Origin of the sequence: Streptomyces sp. LaPpAH-108 (genome assembly GCF_000373625.1) — a bacterium.
In the GTDB taxonomy this organism is placed as follows: Bacteria; Actinomycetota; Actinomycetes; order Streptomycetales; family Streptomycetaceae; genus Streptomyces.
The window spans coordinates 175395-189549 of sequence record NZ_KB891997.1; the positions used below are offsets into that span (position 1 = coordinate 175395).

A 14155-nucleotide genomic window follows, 5' to 3' on the forward strand; every position below is an offset into this window, starting at 1 on the left:
TTCGAGTGGCGCGTTCGCCGGGCGTGCCTAGGGTCGGTTGGTGTGGCTCATTCTTTTGAAGAACTCGTGCAGAAACAGCGTGCGGCCGACGAGGCCCATGCCACCGTGACGGACCTGCGCGACACCTACGGTCCGCCCGCCGAGCGCGGGATGACCGGCGCCCAGTCCGGCACCTACGAGACCGCCCTGCGCGCCTGGCGCGACCTGGCCCGCGACGCCCAGACCGCCGTCAGCGAGTACGCCCGCGAGACCGGCCGCCCGCGCGCCGAGGTGGAGGCCGAGGTGGAGCGGGCGGCGACCGGGGACTGACCCGGCGCGGGCCGTCGTACGCGCGTGCCCGGCCTCCGGTGGACCGCACCGGAGGCCGGGCACGCGGGCGCGCCGTCGGTCGTGGAACCGCCCGGCGCGGAGCCGCCCGGCGCGGACCCGTCAGGCGTGGGTCTTGGCCAGCAGCTCCAGGATCTCCGCCGTGGTGCCGTTCTCGCCCAGGCGCGGGAAGACGCGCTCGACGCTGTTGGTGTGCGCCTCCGCGTCCGAGTCGGCCATCGCGTCCGTGGCCAGGGTGACGTTGTAGCCCGCCGCGTAGGCGTCACGGGCGGTGGACTCCACGCCGATGCTGGTGGCGATGCCGGTCAGCACGATCTGCGTGATGCCCCGGCGGCGCAGCTGCACGTCCAGGTCGGTGCCGAACAGCGCGCTCCAGTTGTGCTTGGTGACCGTGATGTCGCCGTCGTGGCCGGAGAGTTCGTCCACGACGACGTCCCAGCCCTCGGGGAAGGAAAGGCCGCGCGGCTGCCGCTCGGTGCGGCCGGGCACCGCGTCCGCGCCGTCGGCGGCGAACGAGACGCGGACCAGCACCACCGGCAGCTCACGGGCGCGGAAGGCGTCCGCCAGCTCCACGGAGCGGGCCACCACGTCGGCGGCGGCGTACGGCTGGGTCTGCATGCCCACGATGCCGCGCTGGAGGTCGATCACGACGAGGGCGGTACGGGGGTCGAGCGTGGTGACGGACATGAGGTGATCAGACCTTTCGGGGGGTGAGCCGGCCGCGCGAACGGTCCGGCGGGGTGCTCACCGGCGGACCGGCGGGCGTGAACGGGGCCGGGGGGTACGGCCCGGCGGGTATGGCCGGTGTCACGGGCGCGAGAGCCGTTCCAGCAGGGTCAGCGCCGTGAGCACCGTCTGCCGCTCCTCCTCGGAGAACCGGTCCTCCAGGGCGCGCGCCAGCCACTCCTCGCGCACCTGCCGGTTGCCCTCCACCCGCGCCTGCCCCGCCTCGGTCAGGGTGACCAGCTGACGGCGGCCGTCGGCCGGGTCTGGCGTACGGCGGATCAGCCCGTGCTGGTCGAGCGCGGCCAGCGTGGCCGCCATCGACTGCGGTCGTACGCCCTCGGCGGCGGCCAGCGCGCTCGCGGTGGCCGCGCCGTGCTTGCCGACCAGGGAGAGCGCCGACTCCTGCGGCGGGGTGAGATCGGAGTCCCGTGCCACCTCGCGGATACGGCGCCGCAGCCTGCTGAACATCACGCGCAGTTCGCGCGCGGCCAGGGCGGCGGAGTCCGAGATGTGGGCCATGGCGTCACCGTAGACACCGACAGGGAGAACTGTCCAGCTCAGGCTGTTCAGTTTTACCTGTGTAAAAGACGCGGGGGTGCGGAGCGAGAGCGGGGGTGTGACGGCGGTCCGGGCGCCCGACCCCACTCGGCGCGCGTGATCCCGGGCGAACTGGTCTGCTGGAACGGCAGGGTTCCCACCCCCGAGCCGTACTCCGGAGACACGCATGAGCACGTATCGAGTCGCGCAGGTCACCGCCCCCGGCGGGACGTTCGAGCTGGTCGAGCGGGAGGTGCCGCATCCGGGGCCCGGCGAGGTACGGATCGCCGTGGAGGCGTGCGGGGTCTGCCACAGCGACGCCCTGTTCGTGACCGGCGCCGCGCCCGGCATCACCTTCCCCGAGGTCGCCGGACACGAGATCGCCGGGCGTGTCGAGGAACTGGGCGAAGGCGCCCTCGGCCGGGGCTGGAAGGTCGGTGACCGGGTGGCGGTCGGCTGGTTCGGCGGCAGCTGCGGCTACTGCACGCCCTGCCGCCGGGGCGACTTCATCGCGTGCGTCCGCCTGAAGGTGCCCGGCTGGGCCTACGACGGCGGCTTCGCGGAGAAGGTGATCGTGCCGGTCGACGCGCTGGCCCGCATCCCCGACGGTCTGGACGCCTCCGCCGCCGGACCCATGGCCTGTGCGGGCGTGACCACCTTCAACGGGCTGCGGCGCAGCGTCGCCCGCGCGGGCGACCGGGTCGCCGTCCTCGGCCTCGGCGGACTCGGTCACCTCGGCGTGCAGTTCGCGGCGGCGATGGGCTTCGAGACGATCGCCATCGCCCGGGGCGCCGAAAAGGCCGGATTCGCCAAGGAGTTGGGTGCGCACCACTACATCGACAGCACGTCCGGCGCCCCGGTCGCCGAGGCGCTGCAGAACCTCGGCGGCGCCAAGGTCGTCCTCGCCACCGCCGGGAACTCCGCGGCGATGTCCGCCACGGTGGACGGCCTCACCCCGCGCGGCGAACTCGTCATCATCGGGGTCTCGCCCGAACCGCTGGACATCACCCCGCTCCAGCTCATCAGCGGCGTCCGCGAGGTCAAGGGCCACCCCTCCGGCACCTCCCAGGAGGTGCAGGACACCATGAACTTCGCCGTCCTGCACGGCATCCGCCCGATGACCGAGACCGTCCCGCTGGACGACGTGGAGGCGGCGTACCAGAAGATGCTGTCGGGGCGGGCCCGGTTCCGGATGGTGCTGGAGACGGCGACGGGCTGAGGGGGCGGGGGGCCTCCGGCGGGGATTCGGCTCGGCTGGGCTGAGCGGGGGCCTCCGGCCGGGGGGTTCGGTTCGGACCGGCTGAGCGGCGGTGTCGGGTGGGGCGGTCGGGTCCGGCCGACCGGCGGTGGCCCTGGCTGCGCGGTCGGGCTCGCCGAGTGAAGAGGTCCGGCGCGGTGGCGCCTGGCGCCGTCGGCGACGGGACCGGGGTGGGCGAGGGGCTGGGGCGGGCGAGGGGCTGGGGGCCGGCGGACGGACGGCTCTCCGGCAGAGCGACGGTGACGGGTGCCGGTGCCGGTGCCGGTGCCGGTGCCGGTGCCGATGGCGGCGGCGGCGGTGCCGATGGCGGTGGCGGCGACGGGGCCGGTGGTCCGGCGGGAGGCCGGGGCGAGTCACCGGCGTCGGCCGAGCGGCGCGTGGTCGCGGGCGTCGGGAGAGGCCACGGGTGCCCGTTCGGTGCCCGACCCGCGCCGAGGCGGCCCGCCGGTGTGGGCCCGCCGGTGTGGGCCCGCCGGTGTGGGTCAGCCGGTGTGGCGTCGTCGCCCCGGCCGGTGCCGGGCCGCGAACCTGGCCGCGTGTCCCGCCGTCCGCAGCACCGAGCGGAGCGCACCCGCACCCGCGCCGGAGACATGGCCCGGCCTCGCCGCTTCGTGCCGGGGCGGGCGGGGGCCGTAGGACGCGCGGGCCGAGAACGACCAGGAGAGGCGGGAGCCGACCTGGGCGTGCGCGCCCCTCGTGCCTACTCGTCCCATGCCTGGATCAGGATCTGCTCGGAGATCCTGCCGTCCCGCAGGGTGATCATCGACTCGGCGTAGACCCGGTCGCCGTTGGCGTACTCGCAGGACTCGGTGAACGCCGCGTGGTCGCCGTCGATGACGCACTGGCCGAGCCGGTGGATCATGTCGCGGCTGTAGATGTCGTCGAGCATCTCCCTGATCTCGCCCCGGCCGCGCAGCACCTTGGGGTGGCTCGGCTGGGCGTCGCGGTCGATGACGCGTATCTCCGCGTCGTCCTCGTACAGGTTCAGGAGCGAGTCGCCGGTGTCGGACTCGATGCTCTCGCGCAGGGTGTCGGTGGTGAACGCGGGGTTTTTCGTGCTGCCCATGGTGGCCTCCTTCGGACGCTCGCGGCCCGGCGGGGAGCGGGACCGCACGGTCCACCTTTCGAGGCTCCCCCGCCCCGGCGGCCACGGCAAGCGCAGCAGCCGGGCTCCACCTGTCGGGTGAGGAGCGGCCGGTGCCCGTGTCCGGGGCGGGGCGCGCGCGTTGCAGAGAGCATGATCTCAACACGACGTATCGTCGCCGCGGTCGGTCTCGCCGTCGGCGTCACGGGCCTGGCCGCACCGCTCGCGAGCGCGGCCGACGCGAGCGCCGCGGGCACCGGGCAGATCAACCCGATGACCACGCTGGACACCCTCGCCGTCAGCGACATCCCCGCGGAGCACCGCGCCGAGGTCCCCGGCGTCAGCGAGCAGCTGCGCGGCCTGAACCAGCTCAGCGACATGAACCGGCTCAGCGAACTCCACCAGCTGACCGATCTGGCGGCACCGGCGCTGGGTGTGCTCCCGGCGCTCGGCTGACCGCAGGACCGACGCTCCCCGGACCGGGCCGTCAAGGCCCGGTCCGACGTATGTCCGTGGCGTAGGGTCGGCAGCGAAGGTACGTACAAGGGAAGAGGGGCCAGGTCATGGCGCAGGAAGTACGCGGCGTAGTCGCACCGGGCAAGGACCAGCCGGTGCGCGTCGAGACGATCGTGATCCCCGATCCCGGGCCCGGCGAAGCCGTCGTACGCATCCAGGCCTGCGGGGTCTGTCACACCGATCTGCACTACAAGCAGGGCGGCATCAACGACGACTTCCCCTTCCTGCTGGGCCACGAGGCCGCGGGTGTGGTCGAGTCGGTCGGCGAGGGGGTCACCGATGTGGCGCCGGGTGACTTCGTGGTCCTCAACTGGCGTGCGGTGTGCGGCAATTGCCGGGCCTGTCTGCGCGGGCGCCCGTGGTACTGCTTCAACACCCACAACGCCAAGCAGAAGATGACGCTCGCTTCGACCGGGCAGGAGCTGACCCCGGCCCTCGGCATCGGCGCCTTCGCGGAGAAGACGCTCGTCGCCGCCGGGCAGTGCACCAAGGTCGACCCGGCCGTCTCCCCGGCGGTCGCCGGACTGCTCGGCTGCGGTGTGATGGCGGGCATCGGCGCCGCGATCAACACCGGCAACGTGGGCCGGGGCGACTCGGTCGCCGTCATCGGCTGCGGTGGCGTGGGCGACGCGGCCATCGCGGGTGCGCGCCTTGCCGGGGCGGGCAAGATCATCGCCGTCGACATCGACGACCGCAAGCTGGCGAAGGCCCGCGAACTGGGCGCTACCGACACCGTCAACTCCCGTGAGACCGACGCGGTCGAGGCGATCCGCGGGCTGACCGGCGGCTTCGGCGCCGATGTGGTGATCGACGCGGTCGGCCGCCCCGAGACCTACCAGCAGGCCTTCTACGCCCGCGACTTGGCGGGCACCGTCGTCCTGGTCGGCGTCCCCACGCCCGAGATGAAGCTCGACCTGCCCCTGCTCGACGTGTTCGGCCGCGGCGGCTCCCTCAAGTCGTCCTGGTACGGCGACTGTCTGCCCTCCCGGGACTTCCCGATGCTCATCGACCTGCACCTCCAGGGCCGTCTTCCGCTGGACGCGTTCGTCACCGAGACGATCCAGATCGACGAGGTGGAGAAGGCGTTCGAGCGGATGCACGAGGGCGACGTGCTGCGTTCGGTGGTGGTGCTCTGATGACCGCCCGCATCGAACGCCTCGTCACCTCCGGCCAGTTCACGCTCGACGGCGGCACCTGGGACGTCGAGAACAACGTCTGGATCGTCGGCGACGACCACGAGGCCATCGTGATCGACCCGGCCCATGACGCCGAGGCCATCGCCCGCGCGGTCGGCGACCGGCGGCTGACCGCCATCATCTGCACCCACGCCCACAACGACCACGTCAACGCGGCCCCCGCCCTCGCGGACCTCACCGGCGCCGTCATCTGGCTGCACCCGGACGACCTTCCGCTGTGGAAGCTCACCCACCCCGACCGCGACCCCGACGCCAACCTCGCGGACGGCCTGGTCATGGAGGCCGCCGGAGCCGACCTCACCGTCCTGCACACCCCGGGCCACGCCCCCGGCGCCGTCTGCCTCTACGACCCCGGCCTCGGCACCGTCTTCACCGGCGACACCCTCTTCCAGGGCGGCCCCGGCGCCACCGGCCGCTCCTACTCCCACTTCCCCACCATCATCGACTCCCTCCGCGACAAGGTCCTCACCCTCCCCCCGGAGACCAAGGTCCTCACCGGCCACGGCGAACCGACCACCATCGGCGCGGAGGCCCCCCACCTGGAGGAGTGGATCGAACGCGGCCACTGATCCCCCCCCCCGACACGCGGGCAGGGGCGACCGGTTTCTCAACCGGCCGCCCCTGCCCGTTTTTTCTTCCGCCCTACGCCCGCACGGACGCGACCAACGCTTTCCAGGACCTGTTCCGCTTGAAGGGCAACTCGAAGACCCGGGCGAACACCCACGCCCCCAGCACCGAGACCGGCAGGGCCACGCCGAGCGTGAACCAGAAGGTGGGCAGTCCGCGGCCCACGAAGTGCGGGGCCACGCGGTGGATCACGGCCATGACGATCGGCAGATGGATCAGATAGAGGCTGTACGAGAAGTCACCGAGACTCCGCAACGGCCGCGTGGTCAGGAACCGTACGAGCACGGCGGGCCTGCCGGTGGCCACCGCGATGATCAGCATCGTCATGGCGGGAGCGACGGCCAGATCCACCCAGAAGTAGTGGTTCACCGTCCACACGGAACCCCGCACGACGCCCACCACCAGCACGGGCAGGGCGGCCAGCACGGCGAACCATCCCCATGGCAGACGCCGCACCCGCTCCGACGCGACGACGACTCCCGCCCCCACCATGCCCGCGACGAACACGGGCGCGAGATGCGCGGTGAGCCCGTTGGCACCCTCGACCGGGTTCGCACCGGGCGCCAGCATCCCCCAGGCGATCACCGGAATCGTCACCCCCGCGACGAGCAGCGCCGCCCCGAACTTCCGCCGGACGAACAGGAAGAGCGGAAACAGCAGATACAGCTCGCTCTCCACGCCGATCGACCAGAACGCGCCGTTCGGTGTGGGCGCGGTGACCATGTCCTGAAGGACGAGGCCGTACACGAGGATCGACTTCGCGGTGGGGAGCCCGTAGTGCGAGGGCGACACCACCCACCAGGCGATGACCAGACTCATGGCGAGCGCCGCCCAGTACGGAGGCAGAATCCGCCACGCCCGCCGCCGCAGAAACCGGCCGACCCCGCCGGTCCGCCACCCGTGCCGCGCCGGAGCGATCGCCAGCGAGAAACCGGACAACACCAGAAAGAACACGACAGCCAGCCGCCCGAACATCAACCCGTCCAGCCAACCGGGCGCCGTACTACGGGGATAACCGGGAAACGTGTACAACCAGCAGTGGAACAGCACCACATAGAGAGCCGCCAGCCCCCGCAGCCCATCGAGCCCCAGCACCGGCCGAGGGCCGGGAGCCTCGCGCTTCGGCTGTTCCGCCGGGGCGGCCACGTCGAGATTTCCGCCGCCGACCGGGCGGCTCACATCCCATAAAATCGCTCGACCTCTTCTCCGGATACCGAGCGGCACGGCGCCGCCCCGCAACGAGTGGTACGTGATGCCAGGCCGGGCAGTTCACCGCATATGGCTCGGTACGACCTCTGTCGCGGCGCGGTTCGCTGGCCTACCGTCGGGCCATGGTCGACGCAACTCGCTTTGCTGGGCACGGAGTTCTTGTCACCGGGGCCGCTCGGGGGATCGGGGCCGCGGTCGCCCGGCGGATCGCCGAGGAGGGCGGGCGGGTCCTGGTCACCGACCGGGATGGGGAGGAGGCCGAGCGGGCGGCGGCGGGACTGCGGGAAAAGGGGCTGGACGCACGGGCGTTGGCGTGCGACGTGGGGGAGCGGCGGTCGGTCGAGGCCGCTGTCGCCTGCGCCGTGGACGCCTTCGGGGCGTTGGACGTGCTGGTGAACTGTGCCGCACGGTCGTCGCCGGACCCGGAGTTGTTCGAGGACGGGCTCGACGAGGTGTGGGACGGGGACCTCGATGTCACGTTGACCGGGGTGTACCGGTGTTGCCGGGCCGCGTTGCCGCAGCTGGCCGCTTCCGGGCGGGGAGCCGTCGTCAGTGTGGGGTCGGTCAATGGGACGCAGGACTTCGGAGGGCATGCCTACAGCGCCGCCAAGGCGGGGCTGGCCTCGCTGACGCGGACTCTCGCCGGGCACGCCGCCGCGCGGGGGGTGCGGGTGAACCTGGTCGTGCCGGGGACGGTGCGGACGTCGGCGTGGGAGGGGCGCGACGAGGATCTGGCGGCGGTGCGGGGGCTCTATCCGCTCGGGCGGATCGGGGAGCCGGAGGACGTGGCCGCGGCCGTGGCCTTTCTCGCCTCGCGTGATGCCGCCTGGATCACCGGCACCGCCCTCGTGGTGGACGGTGGACTCACCGCCGTGCACACCGGGTTCCACGCGGCACTGCACGGGCGATGACCGACGGCGATGACCGACAGACGGTGAAGTTCACCGTTTCGTCACAGCATGACCGGAACCACAACCGTCCGGCCCGGGGGCGGGTCTAGTAGGCGACGGATGCCGTAGGGCAGAAGAGAGAAACGGGAGAGGGGAAGGGGTCGGACCATGGGGGACACACGCAGACGAGGTGCCGCTCTGCTCGGCGTCACCGCGCTGGCGGCGCCGCTGGCGCTCGTCGTCACCGCCGCACCGGCGCAGGCCGCGAGTTGCAGCACGAAGGCGGGGCCGTACCAGAAGAAGGTGGAGAAGTTCCTCGGCCGACCGGTCGACGGCAAGCAGTCCAGCGCCGACTGCTCGGCCATCCGCGCCTTCCAGAGCAAGCACGGCATCACCCCCACCATCGGCTACGCGGGCCCGGTGACCTGGGGCGTCATGGACCTCATGAACAAGCAGAAGGCCGTGGGGAAGAAGCCGAACAAGGCGGGCAAGTGCCCGGTGAACAAGGGCCGTATCGCCTGTGTGAACCTCACGCTCCAGCTCAGCTGGATCCAGGACGGCAAGAAGCTGGTCTACGGCCCCGTACCGGTGCGCACCGGACGCGATCACTACGAGACCCGCACCGGGCTGAAGAAGATCTACTGGCGGGACATCGACCACGTCTCCACTATCTACGACGTGCCGATGCCCTACAGCCAGTTCTTCGACGGCGGTCAGGCCTTCCACTCCGTCGGCCTCAGCATGTGGAACCCGCCCGGCTCCCACGGCTGTGTGAACATGACCACGAAGGACGCCAAGAAGTACTGGTCGCTGCTCAAGAACGGCGACGACGTGTTCGTGTACGGCCGCAAGCCGGGCACCTGAGAAGCGGGCCGGGGGCGCCCGTTCGCCCCCGAACTCCGCCCGGGTCACGGCCCATTGACGTGATGAGCAACACGGTCCGAAATGTCCGTATCGAGCGCACTTGCTCACACCGTCTTCACGAGGACCGGCATATGCTTCACACCATGTCCACCACTGCTGACACCGCCTGCCAGCGGTCGGCCGCGGAGGTCAACGAGGAGATCCGGGCCCTGTGGCGCCGCTCGGGCGGGATACTCACCACCGAGCAGCGCGCGGAGTACCAGCGCCTCGTCCTGGAGTGGGCCTCCGCGACACCGCAGCCGCGCCGCCCGTCCTGAACCGGCCGCCGCGCGACCGCCGACCTACCCGTTCGCCGTCCGTCCGTGACCGTATGGGCGCCTCTGGTGACCGATTTTTTCCCGGCCACGAGCCACCCTGCCATCGGCCACTTGCCACCTGTTACCGACCTTCGGGCCCTTCGGCCCCTGGTCACCCCCAGGTCGCCGAGTAGTACCGCTGATACGCCCGCCGCTCCTGCTCCGAGCGGATGTAGCGCGCCGCGAACAGGGCGATGAGGCTGCCCGCCATGATCAGCAGGCCGGGGCCCACATTGCGGGTGTCGGTGAGGCGGGCCAGCAGCGTACGGCCCTCGGCGATGCCGCTCACCGGGGCAGAGGAGCCGGGTGCCGCCGCGCTCGGGGCCACCGTGCTCTGCGGGGCGGCGGACGGCGCGGGCGAGGGGTTCTGGCCGCCCCCGGCCCCCGCACCGGCGCCGGAGGTGATCAGGCGGACGTTCAGCGCCGCCATCGCCTTCGTCAGCGGCTGGAAGAACGTCGTACCGCCCGACGTGCAGTCGCCACTGCCGCCCGAGGTGACACCCAGCGCCACCCCCTCGGAGAACAACGGGCCGCCACTGTCGCCGGGTTCGGCGCACACGTTCGTCTCGATCAGCCCGGTGACGGTGCCCTCGGGGTAGTTCACGGTCGCGTTGAGCGCGGTCACCTGGCCGTCGTGCAGCCCGCTGGTGCTGCCGCTGCGGAACACCCGCTGCCCCACGGTGGCATCGCCCGCGCCGGTGATCCGTACACCCTTGCCGCCGCCGACCGCGACCACGTCGGCCCCCGCCCCGGCCTTGCCCGAGTCGTACTGCACGAGCGAGAAGTCGGCGCCGGGGAAGTTGCTGTTCACCGTCGCGCCGAGCTGTTTGTCGCCCTGGTTGTCCGCGAACCAGATGGAGCCGGTCGGGCCGCAGTGGCCGGCCGTGAGGATGAAGTCCCGTTGCCCGTTGGTCACGTTGAACCCCGCCGAGCAGCGGCCACTGGTGGAAAGGATCGGCTGCGCGCCGTTCAGCCGGGTGGTGAACGTGCCCTTCGACCGCTCCATGGTGACGAAGTCCCCGATGCGCGAGGCGACTTGGGTCATCTTCGTCCAGTCCCCCGAGGACACCGTGCTGTCCGCCCGCACCACGACCCGGTTGGTGCGGTAGTCCACCGCCCACGCGGTGCCCGCCACCCGGGGCGCCGAACGCAGCGTCGCCGTGGCCGACTTCAGCTCGTTCATGCTGTGGCCCACCCGCTTGGGCTCGGCGCCCGCCTGCCGCACTTCCCGCGCGGCCTTCGCGTCGGTCACCGCGACGACCGGGCGCCCGTCGGCGCCGATCCAGCTGCCCGCCGAGCGCGCCGTGCCCAGCTTCGCCGTCAGCGCGGAGCCGGTCTCCCCGGCGGTGCCCGCCGTGCTCAGCGGGGTCGCGGGGGCCTGCGGCGGCTCGCTCGCCATGGCCGCCTGCGTCACCATCGCGCCTCCCAGAAGGAGTCCGCCGACGGCCGCCAGCCGTGTCACTCGCCGGACGACCCGCCGTCGTGCGTGCCTCATGCCTGACTCCCGAAACCCCGAGCGCGCGACACCCCGGCCGGGCGTCGCGGGGCCCTCCGGTCGATGAGCGCCCGCCCCTGAGTACGTGGGGCGGGGCGGGCGCGTTCAGCGACCGTCGCGATCTTCCGGCGGCTTTCGCGGATTCCGTTTTCCCTTGCGGGCGGGGCGAGTTCGTGCGGGCCGGGTCAGTTCTTGCGGGCCACCCCGCCGAACATCGCGACCTCCTCCGGCTCGTCCCCGGCCGCCGCCTCCGGGCGCCAGCGCGAGCAGGAGACGACACCCGGCTCCAGCAGGTCGAGACCGTCGAAGAAGCGGGTCACGTCCTCGGGCGTGCGCTGGGTGAGCTTCGGCGTCCCGTGCTCGTTCCAGAACGCGACCGCCTCGTCCACGTCCGGCATCGACGGGCTGGTGATGGTGTGCGAGAGCACGAGATGGCTTCCGGCGGGCAGCCGCTCGGTCAACTGCCGCACCAGGCCGTACGGGTCCTCGTCGTCGCCGATGAAAATGACCACGCCGAGCAGGATCAGCGCCACCGGCTCGCTGAAGTCCAGGGTCTTCGCGGCGTGTTCGAAGATCGCGTCGATGTTGCGCAGATCCTCGTCCAGATAGTCGGTACGGCCCTCGGGCGTGCTGGTCAGCAGGGCGCGGGCGTGCGCGAGGACCAGCGGGTCGTTGTCGACGTAGACGATCCGGGCGTCCGGGGCGAGCCGCTGGGCGACCTCGTGCGTGTTGTCGGCGGTGGGCAGCCCGGTGCCGATGTCCAGGAACTGGCGTATGCCCGCCTCCTGCACCAGATGGCGTACGGCACGGCCGAGGAACAGCCGGTCGGCGCGGGCGTACTCCCCGATGCCCGGGTGGAGTTGGCGGATCTGGTCGCCCGCCGCGCGGTCCACCTCGTAGTTGTCCTTGCCGCCGAGCCAGTAGTTCCAGATCCGGGCGGTGTGCGGCTGGCCGGTGTTGATGCGGGCGCGCAGCGACTCGGCGACATCGTTGGCGGCGGCCGGGTTGTCGGTCACGTGGGTCAGCTCCTGAGGGCCTTGGGGGAGTGGGGTCTTGAGCGGTGCACGGGTCAAGACGCAATCTAGACGCAGGAGTTGATCCCCATCGCTGGTCCCGCCCATTCCACCGCCTCCTCCGTGCGGTGCGGCCTCTCCGTGCCGGGCCCCGCCGTGCTGCCGGACGCCGGGCCGCCTCCTAGACTGCGGACATGGACGACACGCTCCTGACCCGGCTCGGCACGGGCAAATACCTGCTGGTCACCAGCTACCGCAAGAACGGCACGCCCGTTCCCACCCCGGTCTGGGTGGTGCGCGACGGCGACGCCCTCGGAGTGTGGACGACCGCCGACAGCTGGAAGGTCAAGCGCATCCGCCGCCGCGCCGATGTGCTCGTCGGCCCCTGTGACATGCGCGGACGCCCGACCGGCGAGCCGGTACCGGCCACCGCGGAGATCACCGACGCCGGTACCACGGCCCGCTACCGCTCCCTGATCGCCCGCAAGTACGGCATCGTCGGCCGCCTCACCCTGCTGGGCAGCAGGCTGCGCCGGGGCGCGGAGGGCACGGTCGGCATCCGGATCACCCTCGAGGACTGAGCCGCGCGGCGGTCAGCTCCAGGCCCGGTACGCCTCGTCGAGCAGCTGGAACACCGGCTCGCCCCGCACCGGGTCCTTGGCCGTGGACAGCCGTACCCGGTCCCCGCTGTGGATGCCGACGGCCGGGCCCATGACCCGGCCGCGCACCACGAAGCCCTCGGCCATCTCGACCAGCGACACATTGCGCGCCATCGGGGTGTTGCGGTGCACCACGGTGGAGTGGCGGACCGTGCCGACGCCCTGGCTGCGCTCGGTGCGCAGATCGCTGCCCTGACACACCGGGCACAGCAGCCGGTGGTACATCGCCGTGCCGCACCAGGCACAGCGCTGGAAGGTGATGACGTCCTTGTCGTCGGTGGCCCGCGTGGGTATCGCGGATCCGGCGGCGGGGGACGAGGCGGGGGCGGGTCCGGCGTCGGACGCCGTCGCGGACGACCGGGGTTCGAGTACCCCCGCCGCCCGGCCGCCCACCGGGTGCGTGGCGCTTGCTGAGTGGTGGTACACGCTGGTCAACTCCCTGCGCTGGGCCGGAAATCCCGAACGCGCGGTGTGAACCGCGCACACGTGTGCCCGGTCGTCGTGCCACCGTGCACACCGCCAGCGTATGGCACTCAGTGTCAGCCGTAAAGGCACTCCGTACCCTCAATCTGCGGGCGCGACCGCGCGGTTGCCCGCGTCAGGGCCGCCCGAGCGCCGCCTCGACCTCCCGCACCACGCGCCACAGCGGGGCATCGCGCCGGGCGACGACCACGATCACGTCCTCACCCCGGGCGGGCGGAGCCGGTGAGCGGGCCGCCGCAGCACCGCCCGGCTCCGCGAAGGCCGCCCGCACGCACCCCAGCGCGTGGTCCACCGCCGCGTCCGCGTCCCCCGCGCCGTCCGAACGCAGCCAGGACCGCAGGGCGTTGTTGTGCGCCGCGACCACCGCCGCCGCGATCACGTCCGCGCGCAGCGTGCCGTCGGGCCGCCCCGCGTACCGCTCGCGCAGATAGCCGGCGAGCGCCCGCTCGTAGCGCCGCACCACCGACAGCTCGTACGCGCGCAGCCCCGGCACCTGCTTGGTCAGCCGGTAACGGCGCACCGAGAAGGCCGGGTTCTCCGCGTACATCCGCAGCACCAGACGGGCCGCGTCGCACACCCGCTCCACCGGTTCCCCGGCGCCGTCGCCCGCCGCGAGGAACGCGGTCATGTCGGCGAGGCAGCGCTCGTGGTCGGGGAAGACCACGTCCTCCTTGGAGGGGAAGTAGCGGAAGAACGAGCGCCGTCCGACCCCGGCCAGCGCCACGATGTCGTCCACGGTGGTGCGGTCGTACCCGCGCTCCAGGAAGAGCCGGAAGGCGGCCTCGACCAGGGCGTCACGCATCGGCGGCTTCACGGCCGGGGCCGTGCTGCTGGTGCTCATGAGCGGGAACGTAGCACCCCGCGCGCCCGCATGGCACTCGGTGCACACAAGGCCGCCCATGAGGGAACCGAGTG

Annotated in this window: 18 protein-coding genes; 9 read left to right on the plus strand and 9 right to left on the minus strand. The window is 72.2% G+C overall.

The window, feature by feature from the left end:
* Positions 1 to 42 precede the first annotated feature (42 nt).
* Entirely contained in the window at positions 43 to 309 is a 267-nt protein-coding gene (locus B079_RS0125345; protein WP_026249069.1) for a hypothetical protein, read from the plus strand.
* Between the two features lie 120 nt (positions 310 to 429).
* Here B079_RS0125345 and B079_RS0125350 read toward each other — a convergent pair whose 3' ends face one another.
* Together B079_RS0125350 and B079_RS0125355 are read right to left on the minus strand one after the other, a co-directional pair.
* Entirely contained in the window at positions 430 to 1014 is a 585-nt protein-coding gene (locus B079_RS0125350; RefSeq protein WP_018548656.1) for a hydrolase, read from the minus strand.
* Positions 1015 to 1134: 120 nt separating this feature from the next.
* Positions 1135 to 1572, minus strand: coding sequence for a MarR family winged helix-turn-helix transcriptional regulator (locus B079_RS0125355; RefSeq protein ID WP_018548657.1), 438 nt, complete (start codon positions 1570 to 1572; stop codon positions 1135 to 1137).
* 205 nt (positions 1573 to 1777) lie between these two features.
* On the opposite strand from B079_RS0125355, the gene B079_RS0125360 reads away from it, so the two are divergent.
* Entirely contained in the window at positions 1778 to 2809 is a 1032-nt protein-coding gene (locus B079_RS0125360) for an alcohol dehydrogenase (protein WP_018548658.1), read from the plus strand.
* Positions 2810 to 3330: 521 nt separating this feature from the next.
* On the opposite strand, the gene B079_RS35315 is transcribed toward B079_RS0125360, so the two are convergent.
* Complete coding sequence (locus tag B079_RS35315) at positions 3331 to 3561, minus strand: hypothetical protein (RefSeq protein WP_158685052.1); 231 nt, start codon at positions 3559 to 3561, stop codon at positions 3331 to 3333.
* Positions 3549 to 3914, minus strand: a complete 366-nt coding sequence (locus tag B079_RS0125365; protein ID WP_018548659.1) for a nuclear transport factor 2 family protein — start codon at positions 3912 to 3914, stop codon at positions 3549 to 3551. Before B079_RS0125365 ends, B079_RS35315 begins: the two co-directional genes overlap by 13 nt.
* A gap of 171 nt (positions 3915 to 4085) precedes the next feature.
* Here B079_RS0125365 and B079_RS0125370 point away from each other — a divergent pair, with 171 nt between their 5' ends.
* The 3 genes from B079_RS0125370 to B079_RS0125380 all read left to right on the plus strand — a co-directional run bounded on the left by B079_RS0125370 (position 4086) and on the right by B079_RS0125380 (position 6213).
* A complete protein-coding gene (locus B079_RS0125370; RefSeq protein ID WP_018548660.1) occupies positions 4086 to 4388 on the plus strand; it encodes a hypothetical protein in 303 nt (100 codons plus the stop codon).
* A gap of 107 nt (positions 4389 to 4495) precedes the next feature.
* Positions 4496 to 5584 (plus strand): S-(hydroxymethyl)mycothiol dehydrogenase, encoded by a 1089-nt coding sequence (locus B079_RS0125375; RefSeq protein ID WP_018548661.1) that lies wholly within the window; start codon positions 4496 to 4498, stop codon positions 5582 to 5584.
* Complete coding sequence (locus B079_RS0125380; RefSeq protein ID WP_018548662.1) at positions 5584 to 6213, plus strand: MBL fold metallo-hydrolase; 630 nt, start codon at positions 5584 to 5586, stop codon at positions 6211 to 6213. Before B079_RS0125375 ends, B079_RS0125380 begins: the two co-directional genes overlap by 1 nt.
* A gap of 73 nt (positions 6214 to 6286) precedes the next feature.
* Here B079_RS0125380 and B079_RS0125385 read toward each other — a convergent pair whose 3' ends face one another.
* Positions 6287 to 7495, minus strand: coding sequence for an acyltransferase family protein (locus tag B079_RS0125385; protein ID WP_234016865.1), 1209 nt, complete (start codon positions 7493 to 7495; stop codon positions 6287 to 6289).
* 107 nt (positions 7496 to 7602) lie between these two features.
* Here B079_RS0125385 and B079_RS0125395 point away from each other — a divergent pair, with 107 nt between their 5' ends.
* The 3 genes from B079_RS0125395 to B079_RS35595 all read left to right on the plus strand — a co-directional run bounded on the left by B079_RS0125395 (position 7603) and on the right by B079_RS35595 (position 9551).
* Positions 7603 to 8391 (plus strand): SDR family NAD(P)-dependent oxidoreductase, encoded by a 789-nt coding sequence (locus B079_RS0125395; protein WP_018548665.1) that lies wholly within the window; start codon positions 7603 to 7605, stop codon positions 8389 to 8391.
* 147 nt (positions 8392 to 8538) lie between these two features.
* Positions 8539 to 9234, plus strand: coding sequence for a L,D-transpeptidase family protein (locus tag B079_RS0125400; RefSeq protein ID WP_018548666.1), 696 nt, complete (start codon positions 8539 to 8541; stop codon positions 9232 to 9234).
* 131 nt (positions 9235 to 9365) lie between these two features.
* The gene (locus B079_RS35595) at positions 9366 to 9551 is read left to right on the plus strand and encodes a hypothetical protein (RefSeq protein ID WP_018548667.1); all 186 of its coding nucleotides are present in this window, start codon (positions 9366 to 9368) and stop codon (positions 9549 to 9551) included.
* A gap of 151 nt (positions 9552 to 9702) precedes the next feature.
* On the opposite strand, the gene B079_RS0125410 is transcribed toward B079_RS35595, so the two are convergent.
* Positions 9703 to 11085 carry a S1 family peptidase gene (locus B079_RS0125410; protein ID WP_037801963.1) on the minus strand — a complete coding sequence of 461 codons (1383 nt, stop codon included), beginning with the start codon at positions 11083 to 11085 and terminating at the stop codon, positions 9703 to 9705.
* 185 nt (positions 11086 to 11270) lie between these two features.
* Positions 11271 to 12101, minus strand: coding sequence for an SAM-dependent methyltransferase (locus B079_RS0125415; RefSeq protein ID WP_018548669.1), 831 nt, complete (start codon positions 12099 to 12101; stop codon positions 11271 to 11273).
* A gap of 191 nt (positions 12102 to 12292) precedes the next feature.
* Here B079_RS0125415 and B079_RS0125420 point away from each other — a divergent pair, with 191 nt between their 5' ends.
* Positions 12293 to 12679 carry a PPOX class F420-dependent oxidoreductase gene (locus B079_RS0125420; protein ID WP_018548670.1) on the plus strand — a complete coding sequence of 129 codons (387 nt, stop codon included), beginning with the start codon at positions 12293 to 12295 and terminating at the stop codon, positions 12677 to 12679.
* Positions 12680 to 12691: 12 nt separating this feature from the next.
* Here the strand turns inward: B079_RS0125420 and B079_RS0125425 are convergent, their stop codons facing one another.
* The gene (locus tag B079_RS0125425; protein WP_018548671.1) at positions 12692 to 13183 is read right to left on the minus strand and encodes a Zn-ribbon domain-containing OB-fold protein; all 492 of its coding nucleotides are present in this window, start codon (positions 13181 to 13183) and stop codon (positions 12692 to 12694) included.
* 172 nt (positions 13184 to 13355) lie between these two features.
* On the minus strand, positions 13356 to 14081 hold the full coding sequence (locus B079_RS0125430) for a TetR family transcriptional regulator (RefSeq protein WP_018548672.1): 726 nt from the start codon (positions 14079 to 14081) through the stop codon (positions 13356 to 13358).
* Positions 14082 to 14155 lie beyond the last annotated feature (74 nt).